The sequence below is a fragment of the Duganella sp. FT27W genome (assembly GCF_009295655.1).
In the GTDB taxonomy this organism is placed as follows: Bacteria; Pseudomonadota; Gammaproteobacteria; order Burkholderiales; family Burkholderiaceae_D; genus Rugamonas; species Rugamonas zoogloeoides.
The window spans coordinates 1-18592 of sequence record NZ_WHIV01000009.1; the positions used below are offsets into that span (position 1 = coordinate 1).

Annotated in this window: 14 protein-coding genes and 2 rRNA genes; 8 read left to right on the forward strand and 8 right to left on the reverse strand. The window is 64.1% G+C overall.

Features of this window, described 5'->3' with window-relative positions; all coding sequences use genetic code 11:
* Both rrf (F8197_RS27970) and rrf (F8197_RS27975) read left to right on the forward strand, forming a co-directional pair.
* A 5S ribosomal RNA gene (gene rrf / locus F8197_RS27970) occupies positions 1-113 on the forward strand.
* Positions 114-232: 119 nt separating this feature from the next.
* Positions 233-345 (forward strand): 5S ribosomal RNA (rrf, locus tag F8197_RS27975).
* A 67-nt stretch (positions 346-412) separates the two neighbouring features.
* On the opposite strand, the gene F8197_RS27980 is transcribed toward rrf (F8197_RS27975), so the two are convergent.
* From F8197_RS27980 to F8197_RS28005, 6 genes are all read right to left on the reverse strand, one after another.
* Positions 413-2023, reverse strand: coding sequence for a GDYXXLXY domain-containing protein (locus F8197_RS27980; protein ID WP_152885342.1), 1611 nt, complete (start codon positions 2021-2023; stop codon positions 413-415).
* Complete coding sequence (locus F8197_RS27985; protein ID WP_152885344.1) at positions 2020-2991, reverse strand: DUF2157 domain-containing protein; 972 nt, start codon at positions 2989-2991, stop codon at positions 2020-2022. The genes F8197_RS27980 and F8197_RS27985 overlap by 4 nt, the downstream gene beginning before the upstream one ends.
* Before the next feature lie 62 nt (positions 2992-3053).
* Positions 3054-5189: a TonB-dependent receptor gene (locus F8197_RS27990; protein WP_193333590.1), complete on the reverse strand. Its 2136-nt coding sequence runs from the start codon at positions 5187-5189 to the stop codon at positions 3054-3056.
* A 16-nt stretch (positions 5190-5205) separates the two neighbouring features.
* Positions 5206-5643 carry a c-type cytochrome gene (locus tag F8197_RS27995; RefSeq protein ID WP_152885346.1) on the reverse strand — a complete coding sequence of 146 codons (438 nt, stop codon included), beginning with the start codon at positions 5641-5643 and terminating at the stop codon, positions 5206-5208.
* A 14-nt stretch (positions 5644-5657) separates the two neighbouring features.
* Positions 5658-6341 (reverse strand): pentapeptide repeat-containing protein, encoded by a 684-nt coding sequence (locus F8197_RS28000; RefSeq protein WP_227012455.1) that lies wholly within the window; start codon positions 6339-6341, stop codon positions 5658-5660.
* Positions 6341-8221, reverse strand: coding sequence for a methanol/ethanol family PQQ-dependent dehydrogenase (locus F8197_RS28005; RefSeq protein WP_152885348.1), 1881 nt, complete (start codon positions 8219-8221; stop codon positions 6341-6343). The genes F8197_RS28000 and F8197_RS28005 overlap by 1 nt, the downstream gene beginning before the upstream one ends.
* A gap of 270 nt (positions 8222-8491) precedes the next feature.
* Here F8197_RS28005 and F8197_RS28010 point away from each other — a divergent pair, with 270 nt between their 5' ends.
* Complete coding sequence (locus F8197_RS28010; RefSeq protein ID WP_152885350.1) at positions 8492-8812, forward strand: high-potential iron-sulfur protein; 321 nt, start codon at positions 8492-8494, stop codon at positions 8810-8812.
* Between the two features lie 57 nt (positions 8813-8869).
* Here F8197_RS28010 and pedF read toward each other — a convergent pair whose 3' ends face one another.
* Positions 8870-9355 carry a cytochrome c-550 PedF gene (gene pedF / locus F8197_RS28015; protein WP_152885352.1) on the reverse strand — a complete coding sequence of 162 codons (486 nt, stop codon included), beginning with the start codon at positions 9353-9355 and terminating at the stop codon, positions 8870-8872.
* Positions 9356-9639: 284 nt separating this feature from the next.
* Between pedF and adh the strand changes: the two genes are divergently transcribed.
* The 5 genes from adh (at position 9640) to F8197_RS28040 (ending at position 16258) form a co-directional block, all read left to right on the forward strand.
* Positions 9640-11160 (forward strand): aldehyde dehydrogenase, encoded by a 1521-nt coding sequence (adh, locus tag F8197_RS28020; RefSeq protein WP_152885354.1) that lies wholly within the window; start codon positions 9640-9642, stop codon positions 11158-11160.
* A 9-nt stretch (positions 11161-11169) separates the two neighbouring features.
* Entirely contained in the window at positions 11170-11553 is a 384-nt protein-coding gene (locus F8197_RS28025) for a DUF779 domain-containing protein (RefSeq protein WP_152885356.1), read from the forward strand.
* Positions 11554-11847: 294 nt separating this feature from the next.
* Positions 11848-13014: a porin gene (locus tag F8197_RS28030; RefSeq protein ID WP_227012456.1), complete on the forward strand. Its 1167-nt coding sequence runs from the start codon at positions 11848-11850 to the stop codon at positions 13012-13014.
* Positions 13015-13019: 5 nt separating this feature from the next.
* Complete coding sequence (locus F8197_RS28035; RefSeq protein WP_227012457.1) at positions 13020-15281, forward strand: 4Fe-4S binding protein; 2262 nt, start codon at positions 13020-13022, stop codon at positions 15279-15281.
* The gene (locus F8197_RS28040; protein ID WP_193333591.1) at positions 15278-16258 is read left to right on the forward strand and encodes an FAD:protein FMN transferase; all 981 of its coding nucleotides are present in this window, start codon (positions 15278-15280) and stop codon (positions 16256-16258) included. Before F8197_RS28035 ends, F8197_RS28040 begins: the two co-directional genes overlap by 4 nt.
* 17 nt (positions 16259-16275) lie before the next feature.
* Here F8197_RS28040 and F8197_RS28045 read toward each other — a convergent pair whose 3' ends face one another.
* Positions 16276-18231, reverse strand: coding sequence for a sigma-54-dependent Fis family transcriptional regulator (locus F8197_RS28045; protein ID WP_227012458.1), 1956 nt, complete (start codon positions 18229-18231; stop codon positions 16276-16278).
* Between the last annotated feature and the right edge of the window lie 361 nt (positions 18232-18592).

The window sequence follows — 18592 nt, forward strand, 5'->3', positions numbered from 1 at the left end:
CCTGATGACCATAGCAAGTCGGTCCCACCCCTTCCCATCCCGAACAGGACCGTGAAACGACTTTGCGCCGATGATAGTGCTGCAACCAGTGTGAAAGTAGGTTATCGTCAGGCTAGTTATATAGAAACAGCCCCGTTGTGTTGATCCCAAGGTGATCCAGGCGGGGCTTTTTCACCCCCAATTTATTAAAGCGGCGCGGAAAAAGACGCGACGCCCGTAGTACCGGTCAATGCTTGATGACCATAGCAAGTCGGTCCCACCCCTTCCCATCCCGAACAGGACCGTGAAACGACTTTGCGCCGATGATAGTGCTGCAACCAGTGTGAAAGTAGGTTATCGTCAAGCTAGTTATACTTAAAAGCCCCACCGAGCACGCAACGCTGGTGGGGCTTTTTTCATTTGCCCGCCTTTTTTATAATGGCTCCAGATCCGCACCGCGCAGATTGACCAGCAGCGCGCGTCCCTTGTCGTCGATCCTGAATTCCCCGTACTTGGCGCCGCTCCAGCGCTGCGCTTCCCCTTCCTTGAAATACCAGGCATCGGTGGCCGGCCGCAAACCACTGCCCGTTTGCAGCAACTCGATAACGATTTGATCGGCTGCCAGCGCTTGGCCGGTGGCCAGACCCTGCATGACGGCCACGCCTCGTTCATCGACCTTGGCGATCACTTGTGCGCGGCGCGCGGTTCGCAAATTCTCCACGGCTGGCAACTGGAAATTGAGCGTCATGTAGTCGCCCTGCATCAGCGAACGCGGATCGGCCGGCGCCAGGGCGATAAATATCGGGCGACCGCTGCTGATCAGTGCTTGCTTTTGCCAGATCGCCCCGTTGGCCACCACCAGCGTAAGCAACAGCGTGGCGACTATGCCCGCCAGCTGGGGGCGCGTGGTGGTCGATACCGGCGATCCAACGCCAGGCGCGGCAATGGGCGGCACGTCGGCGGACTGGCTAACTGTCTGGCTGACTGGGCGACCAAGCCACGCAATCACGCCAAATGCCGCGCCCATGCCGACCATGATCGCGGCCTTGCTGGCCAGCGTCACGTCGAGCTGATAATAAAATGTGCCGATGATCCATCCTGCTGCCACCGCGCTGGCCACCGCCAGCCGCCAACGACCGCTGCCCACGCAGACCGCCAGTGCCAGCAGTGCTGCCCCCAGTCCTGGCACCAGCCAGGACAGTATGGCAAGAATGGCGGCGGCCGCTGCATAACGGGGCGCGCGCAAGACCGTCCAGCGATGGCCGAGCCAGCCGGCGCCCGCGACTGCCATGACGGCAGACAGTGCCTTGACCATGGAATACGACGAATCGGCGGTTGCCCCCGCGTCGCGCACATGGCCGAGCGCCGCCGGCGCCAGGAAGGTCGAGCCGGAATCGTAGGCCAGTGCTGCCAGCGTGAGCAAAATCCAGCCGTTGGACATGGTCTCGAGCACGATCATCGTGTGTGCGTGCCGGCGCGACGGCGCATGGCTGTCGGCAAGGAAGACGGCGATCAGCCACAGCACCAACGCCAACTGGATACCGGCCCAAAGGTGGAATTGCCCGGAACTTTGATGCGGCGTGTTCATCACGATGAAAATCGCGCCGGCCAGCGCACCGAACAACACGCGCAACCAGTGCTGCGGTACCAGCCACGCCGTGCCGATCACGATCACCAGCAGCAACCCTTCGGCGGCGATATATGGCATGTCGCGCAACAGCCCGAACACCAGCAGCATGCCACCCACCAGCAGCACCGGCAATCCCAGCTGCTCGACAAACGGTGACACCGTGTTCGAGCGCAGCACGCGCACGGCCCCGAACAGGAAGCCGGCGCCAAACACATAGCACAGCACGCCGGTTTCCAACGCACTGCCGAAGAGCATGAACAACACGGCCAGTAGCGGCACAGCGGCGAGCCAGGCGCCGAGTCCGGTCATCAGCACTACCGGCCATGGCCGTGCCGCTGCCTTGGGCGCGGTGTCGCGGGGGAGAATACCTTGGGCGGTTGCCGTATCGATCAGGAGTTGCAAGCGCTTGCTCATACGATGTGCTCCCCGTGTTGCACGCGCGCCAGGTGGACGATCAGTTTGACGGTGCCGGCCAGCAGGGCGGCGGAGACGCAGCCGATCAGCAGCAGGGCGCCGATTTCGTTGCTGCGCACGCCCAGCAGCAGTTGCGCCATGCCGCACACCAGCAGGACGTTGGCGCCCAGGCCCAGCGCGCTGAGCACAAAAATATCGAACAGGCCGCGCCGGCTGAAGGTGATTGCAAGCCCTGCCATGATCAGCAGCGAGACCGGGTAAAAGCTGCTGTCGCCGGTGGAAAACAGGCTGCGCACCGACATGGTGGCCAGGCCGATGATGGCGTAGATCATGCTCAAGCGCACCGGCCACGCCCCTGCGCCTGTCCATGCGGACGGCGCGAGCTTGAAGAAGAACGCCAGCGCCATGGCCGGTACCCAGGAACCGAGGCTGTCGGCCAGCGAGATCTCGGTATTCCACCACCAGCCGTTGCTGCGCACCTGCGCCAACAACTGGGCGGCGGTGAGCGCCACTACTACCCACGCCACCCATAGCACGTCATGTCGCACGGCCAGGCACAGCGGCAATGTCAACGCGGCCCACAGCGCAAACAATTGCCAGGGATCGGCGCCGGTCTGGTACGTCTGGCCGAAATACGCGAACAGGCCGCCGCAGGCGATAAAGCCGAGCAGGGCAAAAGGAATGCGGGCGGCCGCCACGCGCCACGCGCCCAGCAAGGTGACCAACACGGTCGCTTCAAGCAGGGCAAAGCGCGCAGTGCGCGGCAACGCTTCCCAATTGGCGGCCACCCAGAATACGATGCCCAATCCAGCCAGTATTGCTGCCAGTACCGCCATGCCGAACGGCAGGTAGCGCAGCAGCGATGGCGGCGGCGCATCGAGGGCGGCCAGTTGTTTGAGCCGACGGCCGGCATCGGGCGTCAGGTTGTGGCGGTCGGCCAGGGCAAGTATCGCAACGCGGAGATTCATGGGCATTCCTGAAATTACGGTATGCCCAAGGTTACTCTTTTTTTAACTTCTCCGGTGCGGTCTTAAAACTGGTACGCCGCGCTCACGCCCAGCAGCCAGTTGCGCTGCGGCGCCGCCTCGTAATAGCGTTTATTGGTATCGCCCACGATCACCGAACCGACATAGTTTTTGTCGAGCAGGTTGTTCAGGCGCGCGAACTGTTTGAAGCGCCAGCCGTTCCACTGCTGGTTGGCGCTCACGCGCGCGTTGACGATGCCGTAGCCGGGTGCGGCCTGGTCGGCGTTGGCGTCGTCCGCGAAAATCTTGCTGGTGGCGATGCCTTCCAGGGCGGCGCCAAAGCGGTCGGCGCTGTCCTTCCACGCCAGCTCGGCATACGCATTGGCTTTCGGTACGCCGGGCAGGCGGCTGCCTTCCGGTACGGCGCCGAAGGCCTGGTCGTACGTAGCGCGCAATGCGGTGAGCGCCACGCGGGTACTCAGGCCGGACTGCCACGCTGAGTCGAGCGATACTTCGAGTCCCCGCCGCAGCGTCTTGCTGGCGTTGCGGTAGCTGGTACGGCCGCCGCCGCTGCTGTCCACCACCACTTCGTCGCTGGTGCGCGCCTGGAAGACGGCGGCATTCAGGCTGGTGCGCTGGTCCAGTTTGGTCTTGATGCCGGTTTCCAGGTGCGTGCTCTGCGCCGGCTTCAGGCCGAAGTTGAAGCCGCCCGCGCTGGAGTAAAACAGTTCGTTGAGTGTCGGTGTTTCGAAACCGCGCGCGGCGCTGGCGTACACATTGACCATCGGTGAGACCCGGTACAACACGCCCAGCACCGGTGTGGTGTGACTGAATTCGAGGTTGCCGCTGTCGATGCCGTTGCTGGCAAAGCGGTCATCGACCGAGACTTTGACGGTGCTGCGGCGCACGCCTGCGCTCAGCATCCAGTCGCCCGCCTGCCATTCTGTCTGCACGTACGGGTCGAGATTCGATACCACATCCTGCTCGTCGCGGCGCAGCGCGCCTTTTACGCCGAACTGGGTGCCGATGTAGTTCTCGTAGCCCTTGCGGTCGTCGCTGGAGCGGCCATATTCCACGCCGAACGTGGTGCTCAATGTGCCGCCGCCCAGCTGACTGACATGGGTCCAGTTGACGTCGGCGCCGTAGAAATCGCGGTCGAAGTCGATCACGCCGCCCGAGTGCGTGGCGGGGGCCTGGAACGCGCGCGAGAACGACTGGTACTGGATTACCTGGCGGTTGCCGCCATAGACCATCACGCGCAGGCGGTCGTCGCCGAATTGCTGTTCCCAGTTGGCGCCGATTTGCTGGTGATCGATGCTTTTGCGGGTGTCGTAGCGATCGGCCAGCGTGCGTTTCGGTGTTTGGGTGTCGGACGCATCGGTCTCGCCGGCGCGCGGATCGCGCTGGTACGTGGCCCACGACACGCCCAGCGGATCTTGCGTGTCCTTCTGGCGCAGGCCGTTGGCGACGATGGTCAGCTTGGCGTCCTGCAGCGGCGCCAGGGTGAGCTTGGCGAATGCCTGTTCGCGGGTGGCGGCGCTGTGGGCGCGGTAGCCGTCGGTCTCGAAGCGCGACGCGTCGAGCACATAGCCCACCGTGCCTTGCTTGCCCTGGGCATTCACATCTGCCTTGCGGCTTCCGTAGCTGCCGGCACTGACGCTGGTTTCGATGGTAGGCGCGCCTTCGCCGTCGCGCGTAAACAGCTGGATCACGCCGCCCGAGTGGTTGCCGTAGATGGCCGAAAATGGCCCGCGCAGCACTTCGATGCGTTCGGCCATGTCGAGGTTGAAGGTGGCGGCCTGGCCCTGGCCGTCGGGCATGCTGGCCGGGATGCCGTCGGCGATCAGGCGCACGCCGCGCACGCCGAAGGTGGACCGGGCGCCGAAGCCGCGCGACGAGATCTGCAAGTCCTGCGCATAGTTCTGGCGATTCTGCGCCACCAGCCCCGGCACGGCAGCCAATGCTTCGCTCGCGTTCACGCGTGGCTGGCTTTGCTGGATGCGGCTGGCGTCGATGACGTCGATCGAGGCCGGCATGTCGAACACGGTGTGGCCCACGCGGGTGGCGCTCACCACGACGACATCGGCAATCGGCAGCGGCGCCGGTTCTTCCGCAGTGGTTGCGGCGGCGGCGAAAGTGGTGGCGCCGCCCAGCGCGATCAGCGCGGCGATGACGTTCCAACGAACAGGGTACTGCTGCATATGCGCTCCAGGATGGCTAGTGTTGCGGATGTTGTTGGTGCTCGGTGTCGACACTGGTGTTGAGGCGCGGCGCCGCCAGCGGGCGGGTTTCGATAAAGCTGCGCACGGCCCAGATTTCCTGCGTCGTCAGCACGTCGCGCCACGGTGGCATGTAGATGATGCCGGCGCGAACCTTGCCCGAATTTACCGCCATCATAAAGTAGCCATCCACATCCTGCAGGCAACGGGCCTGCAGTGCGGTGGACTTGAGTTGTTGGCAAAAGCTGTTCAGGCGGCGCAGGTCCGGCGCCTCGGCCGACGGTTGCGAGGCTTGCTCGCCGTGACAGCGTGCGCAGTTGGCCTGGTAGACCTGGCCGCCCAGTGCGATGGCGCTGGCATCGCCGCGCGACGGGTTGCCGTCTGCGTGCGCGGACAGCGCCGCCAGCAGCAGCGGAAGTATCAATAAACGGTGCATGGCGGGCTCCGGTGTTACCAGTCGGTGGGGCAGCCTTTGCAGCCCTCCAGGTTGGCGTCGGGGAAAATGGTGAAGCGCAGGATGGCGCGCTCCAGGTTGGCATTTTTGAGGTTGCTGCCCCAGAACTTGGCTTCCTGCAGGTCGGCATCGACCAGCACTGCGCCGTCGAGATTGGCCAGGTTCAGGCGCGCCGCCTCCAGGCTGGCGCCGCGCAAGTCGGCGCCTTCCATGTCGGCGCGCATCAACCGGCTGGTTTCGAGGTTGATGCCGGCCAGCACCGCCTGGCGGAACGACGCGCCCGGGGCATTGAGCGAGTATGCCATGGCACCGGTGAGGTCGGCGCCATCGAGCAGGGCACCGGCCAGGTTGGCGCTGCGCAGGTTGGCGCGCATCAGGCGGGCGCCGCGCAAGTCGGCGCCGTGCAAATCCTTGCCCACCAGGTTGGCGCCGCGCAGGTCGGCATTTGCACACTGTGCATACGGCCACAGGTGACAACCGTTGATGACGACAACCTCGGGCGCCGCTTCGCCGTTGACGACCTGCGCTGCGGCCGGCAACGCCAGGCACAGCGTAGCCAGCATGGTCGTCCATAGCGCCGCCGTCAGGCGCGGGCCCATGCCCGCACCTACGCTTATGCCCTTGGCATGGCCATGGGTGGCATTCGGCGCGCCTGCCACCCGGTGCGGCAGCGTCGTCATTACTTGCTCGCCACTTTGGCCGACGGCGCTTTCGGCAGCTTGAACACCCAGTAGCTGCCGCCTTGCGTGACCTGCTTGGTCAGCTCCGCCATGTCGCCGCCCCACAGCGGCACCGCGCCGCCGTAGCCGCTGGACAGGCCGATGTATTGCTCGCCATCGATTTCCCAGGTGATCGGCACCGACACCACGCCGGAACCGGTCTGGTATTTCCACAGTTCCTTGCCGGTCTTGGCGTCGAACGCTTTGACGTAGCCGTCCGAGGTGCCGGTGATCAGCAAGCCGCCAGCCGTGGTGAGCGTGCCGCCCCACAGCGGGAATTTTTCCTTGTTTTCCCAGACGATCTTGCCGGTCTTCGGATCGATCGCGCGCAGGGTGCCGATGTGGTCGTCATACAGGCGCTTGATACGGAAGCCCTGGCCCAGATAAGCGGAGCCGGCCTTGTAGTGGATTTGCTCGGTCCAGTAATCCATGCCCCAGTGGTTGGCGGGGATGTAGAACAGGCCGGTATCGGGCGAGTACGACATCGGCATCCAGTTGGTGCCGCCCAGGAATGGCGGTGACACGAACACGGCCTTTCCCTTGTCGGCGCCTTTTTCCGGCAATGGCGGGCGCTTGCCGTTTTCCACCGGCCGCCCGGTTTTCAGGTCGATGCTTTTGGCCCAGTTGATGCCGTCCACGAACGGCCACGCGTTGATCAGCGACGTCGGCTTGTTCGGATAGCCGGCGCCGGTGGCCAGCTTGGTCCGGTCGGTTACGTAGAAGAAGCCGTTGCGGTCGGCGTGCGCGCTGGCCTTGATCAACTTGCCGGTTTTGGCGTCCTTGTAGTCGAACAGCACCACCGAGTTATTGCCCGAGAAGTCCCAGGCATCGTTCGGCGTATGCTGGTAAAAGCCTTTCAGCTCGCCTGTGCTGGCATCGACATACGCCTGGCCGGACGTAAACAGGCTGTCCCAGTTGCGCGGGTCGTCGCCCTCCTTGGTGCGCTCCCAGGTGTTCCATGGCGCCGGGTTGCCGGCGCCGATGATGATGGTGTTGGTTTCGGGATCGAACGACGCCGTTTGCCATGGTGCGCCGCCGCCGTGTTCCCAGGCGTCGCGCAGCTTGCCGTCCTTGTCGCGCGGCCAGCTTGGGGCGTTGGCGTCGCCGGTGGGCGTGCCGGGTTTGCCGTCGGCGCGGCCCACGTGGCCTTCCACCAGCGGACGGGCCCATACCTCGGCGCCGGTGTCCGGGTCGCGTGCGAACAACCAGCCCTGGGCGCCGAATTCATCGCCCGAGTTGCCGTGGATGAGCAGTACGCGGCCGCCTTTTTCGCGGATGATGAATGGCGCACCGGTCATCGTGTAGCCGAGTTTCTGGTCGCCGAATTTTTCGTTCCACACCACCTTGCCGGTGTTCTTGTTGAGCGCGACGATGCGCGCATCGAGCGTGCCGAAGTACACCTTGTCGCCGTAGATCGCCGGGCCGCGATTGACCACGTCGCAGCATGGGCGGATATCGTCGGGCAGCCGGTGTTCGTAGGCCCACAGCTGGTGGCCGGTCTTGGCGTCGAGCGCATAGATGCGCGAGTACGACGCCGTCACGTAGATGATGCCGTCGTGTACCAGTGCCTGCGCTTCCTGGCCGCGCTGCTTTTCACCACCGAACGAGAAGGTCCAGGCCGGCACGATCTGGTCGACGTTCTTCGTATTGATGCGCTTGGCCAGGCTGTGGCGCTGCGCTTTCAGGCCCAGGCCGTAGCTGAGCACTTGCTTGGTGCCCTGGTCGGCATTGGCAATATCGTCCCAGGTCACCTTGGTGTCGGCGGCGTTGGCCGTATGGGCACCTGCGGCGATCAGGACAAGGATGGCGACGGCGACTGGACGTGGAAATACTGGCTGCATGCTGGTCTCCCTTATAGATTTTGTGGTGAGGTGGCGCGACGGATCGCTACGGTCAATTCAGCAACATGCGTGCCAGCGTGATGAGCGGGGCGCTGCTGCCGTTACATCGGGCGGTGCTGCGCTGTCCTGCCACAGCCGCTGCGCGTGGCTGTGACATTTTTGAACAACGGGCATCGGTGGCACCGGGAATTGCCGCTGGCACAGCGGTTGCTGAATAGCACGCAGAAGGCCGCCATGTGCCTTCGCCCCCCCAACCACAAGGAGACCACCATGCAATCATCACCACGCCGCCATTTCATTTGCCAATTGCTTGCCGTCGGCGGCATGGGCGCCACCGCGCTGGCCGGCGCACAAACCTCGGCGTCGAAGGTGGACGAGGACAGCGACCAGGCCAAGGCGCTCGGCTACCGCCACGACACGACCAAGGTCGATGGCAAAAAATATCCGCAACACGTGCCGGCCCAGCGCTGCGACAACTGTTCCTTCTTCCAGGGCAAGAAGGGCGACCCGTGGGCCGGCTGCGCGATGTTCGGCCGCAAGCAGATCGCGGCGCCCGGCTGGTGCGTGGCGTGGGCCAAGGCGCCTGGGTAACCCTTCAATAAAAAAGGCGCTGCCGCGGCAGCGCCCTTGCTTCTGTAATCACTGCAATTACAGCTTTTGTTCGCGCTGCGATTCCAGGTAAGCCTTCACCGCCCAGATTGCCTCTTGCGTGAAAACGCCCTCGAACGGCGGCATGTAGACGGCGCCATTGCGCGAGCGACCGTGGCGCACCGTCTCCAGCACGTACTGGTCGATCTCCTGCGCGCAAGCATCCTTTTTCTTGGCATCGGCCAGCACCGCGCAGTCGTTGTCGAGCTTGCGCAAGTCCGGCGCCATGCCGCCCGACACCGCCTCCAGCCCGTGGCAGCGCGCGCAGTTTTGCGTGTACGCGGCGCTGCCGATGCGGATCGCTTCGGTGTTGTTCCGATACGGGTTTTCCGTGCGCCACTCGGCGCCCAGTTGTGGCAGGGTGGATGTATCGACTGCTTGCGGCGTCATATTGCCGTGGGCATACACGGCAGCAGCCAGCATGCAAGTTGCCATGCCGCCCAGGCCACCGAGGATGCGCCAGATATGGGTGCGGGTAGTTGTCATCGTAGTCTCCATGTTGTTGATCGATTCGGTTGATCGCATAGTGCGTGGCAGACAGCGATAGCAATCGGTATGCCATCGACGGCTGACCACTGCATTCACACTGCAGTGTTCAGGAATGGAACAGTTGTGCCGCACCGCCAACCCGGGGCTGATCCCATTTGACGCAGCGGCGGCCCGGGCGCTGCGCTGGCAGCGGCTTTAGCGGCTGGCACGGCATTTGCGAAATGAAGGCAGGGCGGTAGATTCCGCATTTATAGATGTAATCCAACGAGAAAGAGGACGACATGAATCTGGCAGACATCAGCAAACTGGGCGTAGCCAATCCTTTCAAACAACGCTACGATAACTACATCGGCGGCAAGTTCGTGGCGCCGGTCAAGGGTGAGTACTTCGGCAACATCACGCCCATCACCGGCCAAGTATTTTGCGAAGTGGCGCGCTCCACCGCCGAGGACGTGGAGCTGGCGCTGGACGCCGCCCATGCCGCCAAGGTTGCCTGGGGCAAAACCTCGCAAACCGAGCGCGCCAATATCCTCAATAAAATCGCCGACCGCATGGAAGCGAATCTGGCGCTGATCGCCACCGCCGAAACCATCGACAACGGCAAGCCGATCCGCGAAACCACGGCGGCCGACATCCCGCTGGCCATCGACCACTTCCGCTACTTCGCCGGTTGCATCCGTGCCCAGGAAGGCTCGGTTGCGCAAATCGACTCGGACACCTACGCTTACCACTTCCACGAACCGCTGGGCGTGGTCGGCCAGATCATTCCGTGGAATTTCCCGATCCTGATGGCGGTGTGGAAGCTGGCGCCGGCACTGGCCGCCGGCAATTGCGTGGTACTGAAACCGGCCGAACAAACCCCGGCGTCGATCATGGTGCTGATCGAACTGATCGGCGACCTGCTGCCACCCGGCGTGCTGAACATCGTCAACGGCTTCGGCCTGGAAGCGGGCAAGCCGCTGGCATCGAATAAACGCATCGCCAAGATCGCGTTCACCGGCGAAACCGGCACCGGCCGCCTGATCATGCAATACGCGGCGCAAAACCTGATTCCCGTCACGCTGGAACTGGGCGGCAAATCGCCCAACATCTTTTTTGCCGACGTGATGGATGCCGACGACGCATTCTTCGACAAGTGCCTGGAAGGCTTTGCCATGTTCGCGCTGAACCAGGGCGAAGTGTGCACATGCCCGTCGCGCGTGCTGATCCAGGAATCGATTTACGAAAAATTCATCGAGCGTGCACTGGCCCGCGTGGCCGCCATCAAGCAGGGCAACCCGCTCGACGCCGGCACCATGCTCGGCGCCCAGGCATCGCAGGAGCAGCTGGAAAAAATCCTGTCGTACATCGACATCGGCAAGCAGGACGGCGCGCAAATCCTGGCCGGCGGCGAGCGCAATGTACAGGGCGGCGACCTGGAAAGCGGCTATTACGTGCTGCCCACCGTGTTCAAGGGCGACAACAGCATGCGCATCTTCCAGGAAGAGATTTTCGGACCGGTGGTGTCGGTCACCACGTTCAAGGACGAGGAAGACGCACTGCGCATCGCCAACGATACCTTGTACGGTCTTGGCGCCGGCCTTTGGACCCGCGACGGTTCGCGCGCATTCCGCGTGGGCCGCGCCATCCAGGCCGGCCGGGTGTGGACCAATTGCTACCACCTGTATCCGGCCCACGCCGCGTTCGGCGGCTACAAGCAGTCGGGCATCGGCCGCGAAAACCACAAGATGATGCTCGATCACTACCAGCAGACCAAGAACCTGCTGGTGTCCTACAGCCCGAACGCACTCGGCTTCTTCTAAGGATCTGCGATGAGCCACGCCATCGAACGGGTAACGGCCACCCCGGCCGCCATCGACATGCTGGCCACGCTGCGTGCACGGCATGGCCCGCTGATGTTCTTCCAGTCGGGCGGGTGCTGCGACGGCAGCGCGCCGATGTGCTACGCGGCCGGCGAGTTCTCGGTGTCCGACAGCGACGTCTACCTCGGCAACCTCGATGGCACGCCGTTCTACATGGGAATCGAGCAGTTCGCGTACTGGGAGCATACGCAGTTGATCATCGACGTCGTCGATGGCAATGGCGGCATGTTCTCGCTCGATAACGGCACCGGGCGCCGCTTCCTCACCAGGTCGCGCCTGTTCACCGACGACGAGCTGGCGCAGTTGCAGCATCCATCTGCGCCGGTGCGGTAGTGGAGTAGTCAGTTTTTTTAGCGTCTCCTGGTTCCGATCACGCTGGCCACGTCTCCGCGTCAGCCCGGACAGGACTTTGAGCTGACGGCTGTTGCCGTCGGCTTTTTTTTTGTGCGTTCGCTTTGTCGCGCGGCGATCCAATTCTGAACAGCCGGCGCAGCGGCGCTGATCCGATACGGCGCACCGCTCACACCTCCTTCCTCTGACATGAGCCGGGCATGCAAATTGCCATGATCGGATGGACATCACGCGCGATGTTCTACCCGATAAAAAAACAAGCTATGGAGATGAGCGATGAAAAAGGCAATCATGGTGGGCGCGCTGGCCGCAGCCGCAATCCCTGCCGCACAAGCGGTCGATTTCAAAGCCGGCGACTGGAACCTGTCGGTCGGCGGCATGGTCAACGCGTATTACACCCAGGTGTCGTGCAGCGGTGATGGCAATGGCAATGCCGTGGGCGGGCTGGCGCTGGCCGGCAAAGCGCTGGGCTGCGGCGGTGAAACCAACCGCACCACGATCGGCAACGGCCTGCTGCCCAATGGCCTGGTGACATCGGCCACGTCGCGCCAGGGCGATTACGACGTCAATGCGCTGATCGGCATGTACAACGCCACCGCTACCGACAGCGCCATCTCCGCCAACAGCGGTGTCGATGTGCGCCAGGCGTATTTCTCGTTCGGTAACGACCGCATGGGCACCATCAAGCTCGGTCGCGACAACGGCATCTTCGGCACCGGCGCCATCTTCGGCGACATGACCTTGATCGGCGCCGGCGCACCGGTGCAGGCCACGCAGCGCGGCCGCGTCACGCTCGGTCATATCGGGGCCGGCTACAGCTACGTCGGTTACTACGGCCAGATCGCGTACACCGCACCGAAGTCGGCGTCCGGCATCGGCTTCGACGTGGCGCTGGTCAGTCCCGTGGCCGATACGCCGATCGTCGCCGCGCCCGTGTACTCGTCCAAATCGAGTCCGCAGGTGCAGGCGCAGGTCAGCTACGCGGCGGCCGGCTTCAAGACCTGGCTCGGCGCCAAGTCGCAACAATTCGAAGCGATTGCCACCGGCGTCGAAGACTTCACCATGACCGGCGTGGAACTGGGCGCCTCGTACCAGCAGGGCGCCGTGGGCGTGATCGCCAACATCCAGAGCGGCAAGGGGCTGGGCATCCTGTCCGATGCCGACCAGGGCAATGTGCGCACCCGCGCCGCCTTCGTCCAGGGCACCTTCAAGCCGAACCAAAAGCTGAAGCTGGGCCTCGGTTACGGCATCAGCCGCAATCGCGACAATACCGCCGGCACCGGCGGCCTGAAGTCGAATGCCAACCTCACGCTCGGCGCGTACTACACATTGACCCACGCCATTACGCTGGTGGGCGAAGTGGGCCAAACCCGCTCCAAGGGTTTTAATGGCGCAGAGGTGAAGCTCAATGGCGGTTCGGTCGGCGGCATCATCTTCTTCTGATACCGATGAACGCGCATTTGCCTACGCTGCACGCGCGCTGCCTGCGCGTGCTGTCCATGGCGCTGTGGCTGGGCGCCGGCGCGGTCGTTTGTTTGTTGGCGCTTGGCGCCTCACCATCGCACGCGGGCGTGTTGACGCGCGACGAACTGGCGCGCCGCGTGCCCGCGCCGCTGACGGTGGGCGAGCGCGACGCCGAGCTGCCCGTGTGGCCGCTATTCAGCCAGCAGGCAACCGGCGGCGCGCTGGCTGGCTATGTGTTCGAATCGGCAGACCTGGCGCCGATTCCCGGCTTTTCGGGCGTGCCGGTGAACCTGCTGGTGGCAATCGATCCGGCCGGGAAGTTTATCGGCGTGGAGGTGCTGTCGCAGCACGAGCCGGTATTCCAGTACGGGCTCGGTGAAGCGCCCTTGCTGGAGTACGTGCACCAGTACCAGGGCGTATCGCTCAGGCAGAGCATCACCATCGAGACCGGGGCGCGGTCCGCGCGCAATCCCGATGCCGCACGCGCCTACCTGGACGGCATTTCCAAGGCCACGGTTTCGGTACGCATCATCAACGAGAGCCTGCTGGGCGCGGCTTTGCAAGTGGCGCGCAAGAAGCTGGGTTTTGGCGCCGGCAGCGACGCCAGCCGCATCGCCCGCGTGCGGCCAGACCTGCGCGAAGCCATGACACTCCGCCACTTGCTCGATAGTGGCCTGGTGCGCCACCTGCGCGTGACCAACGGCGACATCGAAAAGCTGTATGCCCACAGCGACGGCGCCCGCCTGGACCAGGATGCGCTGGACCGACCCCAGGATGCATTCATCGATCTGTACCTGGCGCTGGTGTCGGTGCCGTCGGTGGCGCACAGCCTGCTGACGGAGGAGAGCAGGCGCAAGCTGCAACCGTGGATCGCGGCCGGAGAATCGGCCGTGCTGGTGATGTCGGCCGGACGCCATCGCGTGCCGGGTGCGGAGTTTGTCCGTGGCGGCATCCCGGACCGGCTGCTGCTGCGCCAGCACCAGCTGCCGATCGACATGCGCGACCTCGATCTCGATCTGAAGCTGCAACCCGGATCGGCGCTGCCGCCTGACGCCGACCTGACGGTATTTCGCATCAACAGCGAAGCGGGCCTCGACCCCGGCGCGGCGCTGGACTTCACGCTGCCGGTCGTGCGCAGCAAGGGCCAGTTCTACCCGGAGCGCATTACGCGCGAGCTGGCGCTGGACTACCGCGTGCCGCCGCGCTTTCTCATCGCGGCACCGGTCAAGCCGGTCGCGTGGTATGCGGCCTGGCGCGAGCGCCGCATCGACCTGCTGGTGCTGGCAGCGGGCCTGGCTGTGCTGGCGGTCGCGCTGTCGCTGCCGCGCCGGCTCAGCGCCAACGGCCGGCGCTTTGCCTGGTTTCGCCGCGTGTACCTGCTGTTCACGGTGGGATTCATTGGTTATTACGCGCAGGCGCAGCTGTCCATCGTCAATCTCACCGGCGCGGCGCAGGCGCTGGTGGCGGGGCGCAGCCTGGAGTTCCTGCTGTTCGATCCGATGACGGTGGTGCTGTGGGCCTTCGTGCTGGTATCGCTGCTGGTGTGGGGGCGCGGGACCTTTTGCGGCTGGCTGTGTCCTTTCGGCGCGCTGCAGGAAATGACCGGCAAGCTGGCGCGCCTGGTGCGGCTTCCCCAGGTGCGGTTCAGCGCAACAGTTGACGCGCGTCTCAAGCGCCTCAAGTACCTGTTGCTGGCGCTGGTCATCGGCGCGGCGGTGCTGGGCGGGTTCCTGATCGCCCATGTCGAGACGTGCCGGGTAGCGGCATGTTGTTGCGATGGCGTGCCGGGATTGAGCAGCGTTGGCTGGACGGCGCAGCAAGTCAACGCTGCCATTGACGCCGTGGTGGAACTGGAACCGTTCAAGACCGCCATAACGCTCAATTTCGTGCGCCACTGGCCATATGTGCTGTACGCGGTGGCGCTGCTGGCGGTGAGCGCATTCGTCAACAAATTCTTTTGCCGCTACCTGTGCCCACTGGGCGCCACGCTGGCGGTGCTGGGGCGCTTCCGGCTGTGGAACTGGCTGCCGCGCCGCGCCGAATGCGGCACGCCGTGCCAGACCTGCCGCCACCGCTGCGACTACCAGGCCATCAAGCCCGATGGCGCGGTGGTGTACGCGGAGTGCTTCCAGTGCATGGAGTGCGTGGTGATCCACGAAAGCGACGACAAATGCGCACCGCGCCTGCTGGCGCGCAAGCGCGCACGCAGCATCCCGATACATCCCGCTACCGGAGTTTCCTCATGAAGCGTCGTACTTTTCTTGCCAGCGCGCTCGGCGCCATCGGTTCCAGCGTTGCCTGCGCCTGGTCGGCGGGCGGCCGCCTGCATACCGGCACGGCGCTTGCGTTTGGCACCATCATTAATATCGCCGTGGTCCATGCCGACGAAAAACTGGCGCGGCGCGCGATCAATGCAGCACTGGGCGCGGCGCAGCAGGTCGATCGCCTGATGAGCATTTATCACGCCGACAGCCAGGTATTCCGGCTGAACCGCGATGGCGTGCTGCACCAGCCTGATCCGCAACTGCTGGCGGTGCTGGAACAGGCGCGCGGCTTGTCGCTGCTGACCGATGGCGCGTTCGACATCAGCGTCCAACCGTTGTGGCATGCATACAGTGTGGCGGCGGCACGCGGCACGCTGCCCGATGCGCAGCAACAGGACCGGGCGCTGGCGCTGGTGGACTGGCGCGGAGTCAAGTCCAGCATGGACCGCATCGAGCTGGCGCGGCCCGGCATGGCGATCACCCTCAACGGCCTCGCGCAGGGCTATGCGGCCGACTTGGCGCTGGCGGCGGTGCGCGCGCACGGTATCGAGCATGCGTTGCTCGATACGGGAGAATTCGCCGCCCGTGGCCGCAAGCACGGCCAGCCCTGGACCCTGGGCGTGCGCGCGCCGCGCGACCCGCAGGCGCTGGCCGCCACCTTGCGCCTCGATGGCCGCTCGATGGCCACGTCGGGCGATTACGAAATGGCGTTTACGCCAGACTACCTGCACCACCATATCTTCGACCCCAAGGCGGGCGACTCGCCGCCGCAGCTGGCCAGTGTAACGGTGCTGGCCCACAGCGCGATGCTGGCCGATGGGCTCTCCACCGCGTGCATGGTGCTGGGCGCGGATAAAGCGATGGCGCTGGCCGCGCGCCTGCCAGGCGTGGACCTGCTGGCGATCGACAAGGCCGGCCGCGCCTGGCGTTCGGCCGGCTTTCCGCCGGAAGCGGCATGAGCGGCCACGCTGAGGGTTCAATGCTTCAGGTGCGGCAGCTTGCGATAAATGGTATTGCGCGAAACGCCCAGCGCGCGCGCGGTGGCCGAGACATTGCCGCCATGCGCTTCGAGCGACTTGAGGATCACCGACTGCTCCATCTCCTCCAGGTTGGCGCCTTGCGCCAGCATTCGTTCGGTGTTTGCTTCCTGGTGGAGCGGCTGGTCGTGGGTGATATCGTCGAGAAAGTCGTCGGGCATGTGGCGCAGGCCGATGTCGGTTTCGTCGCCAGCCATCACGATGGCAGTGCGCAGCAGGTTGGTCAGCTGGCGGAAATTGCCGGGCCAGCGGTGCTGGCGGAACAGCGTGAGAATTTCGGCCGACACCTGGTAGCGGCCGCCGTCCGATTCCGTGGCCAGGATTTTCTTCACCACGGTTTCGAGGTCGGTGCGCTCGCGCAGCGGCGGCAGTTTCACCACCAGCCCATTGAGGCGGTAATACAGGTCTTCGCGGAACTGGCCCCGGGCCATGCGTTCGCGCAGGTTGTGATTGGTGGCGCAGATCAGCTCCACGTTGACGGGGATCGACTTGTCGCTGCCCAGCGGCGTGACCATCCGTTCCTGCAGCACGCGCAGCAGGCGCGCCTGCAGGCTGAATGGCATGTCGCCGATCTCGTCGAGGAACAGGGTGCCGCCATTCGCTTGCAGGATCTTGCCGACCGCGCCTTTCTTGCGCGCGCCGGTGAAGGCGCCGTCTTCGTAGCCGAACAGTTCCGACTCGATCAGCGTTTCCGGGATCGACGCGCAGTTTACCGCCACGAAAGGACTCATGGCGCGCGGCGAATCGTTGTGGATCGCTTGCGCCAGCAGTTCCTTGCCGGTGCCGGTTTCGCCCATGATCATGATCGGAATGTCGCGCCCCAGTACGCGCGTGACCTTGTCGAGCACCAGCTCCAGCTGCGGATCGCCGGTACGCAGGTAGCGCAGGCCGGACAGGCGGCGGTTGTGCGCTGCCGCCTGGCTGGAGATAGCGGCCGGTTGCGGCGTATTGGCGATGGATGGGTGTTCGTCGGTCAGCGACTGCCGCAGCGCGCCGTTGGCCAGCCGTAGCTGCGCGCGGCCGTACACGCGCACGCCGTTGTGCATGCACAGGTTGAGCAGGCCGGGGGCGGCGGTGCGGTAATGGTCGTACAGCGCCGATACGGGCAATCCGAACAGGGAACTGAAGGTATGCGATTGCAGTGCGGTGAACGGCAACCCGAGCTGGAACAGGCCGTTGCGATTCGCGGCCAGGAAGCGCCCGCCGGGGCTGAACGAGGCGATACCTTCCATCAGCGTGCCGATAAATTCCGGCCGCGTGTGGAAGTGCAGGGTGATCGCATCCTCGAAGGTGGCTGCGAACAGCTGGTTCTCGATCATCAGCGCCGACATGCGCACCAGCGCCATGGTGTGCTTGTGGAAGCTGCGCTGGTCGCCCGATACGTCGAGCACACCGACTACATTGCCCAGGTGGTCGGTAATCGGTGCGGCCGAGCAGGTAAGGAAGTGGTTGGCGGACAGGTAATGTTGGTCGGCATGCACCAGCGCCGGCGATTTCTCGGCAATCGCGGTGCCGATCGCATTGGTGCCCTTGCTGGCCTCGGACCAGGCCACGCCTGGCTGCAGCGCCACGCGGTTGGCTTTTTCCAGGAAGTCGTCGTCGCCCAGGGTATGGACGATGACGCCGGTGGAATCGGTCAGGATCACCATATTGTGCGTGTTGACGATTTGCTGGTACAGCGTTTCCATGGCCGGCACCGCATGGGCGTGCAGCAGGCGATTGCGTTCTATCAGGAGCGACAGTTCGCTGCGGGCGAGGGGGCCGTAGTCGGCGGGGGACTCGGGCCGCAATCCGTAGCGCTGCGAGCGCTGGTGCGACGTCTCGATAATCAGCGGCATATTGTCGGCCCAGGCGGAAGCGGCCGTAGAACTGTTCAGATCTGTAGCAGATGGCATGGCGTTCTCTTCGTCTCGTTTCGGCCGCTACTCTATGGCGCGGCTCTCTGTACCTGAACAGGGTGTTCAATAATGTAGCACCTGTGCAGAAAGGGAGCAAAAGCATGGCTGCAAGCTGTTGCTGGATGGGGAATATGCAAGGGGAATGCCAGCCCCTAAAAAGTCCTTGCCAGCCCCGCGCAGGCCAGCCTATAATTCGCCCCCTCGCAGAACAACACATGTAAATGTTAAGTGAAGCGAGAAAAAAGAAGGTTGACGAAACAAGCTAAACGCTTCATACTCTTTCTTCTTCGCGGCAGACAAAACGATCGACGCGAAACGCAGTACCGAATAAGTTCTTTAAAAATTAACAGTCGATAAG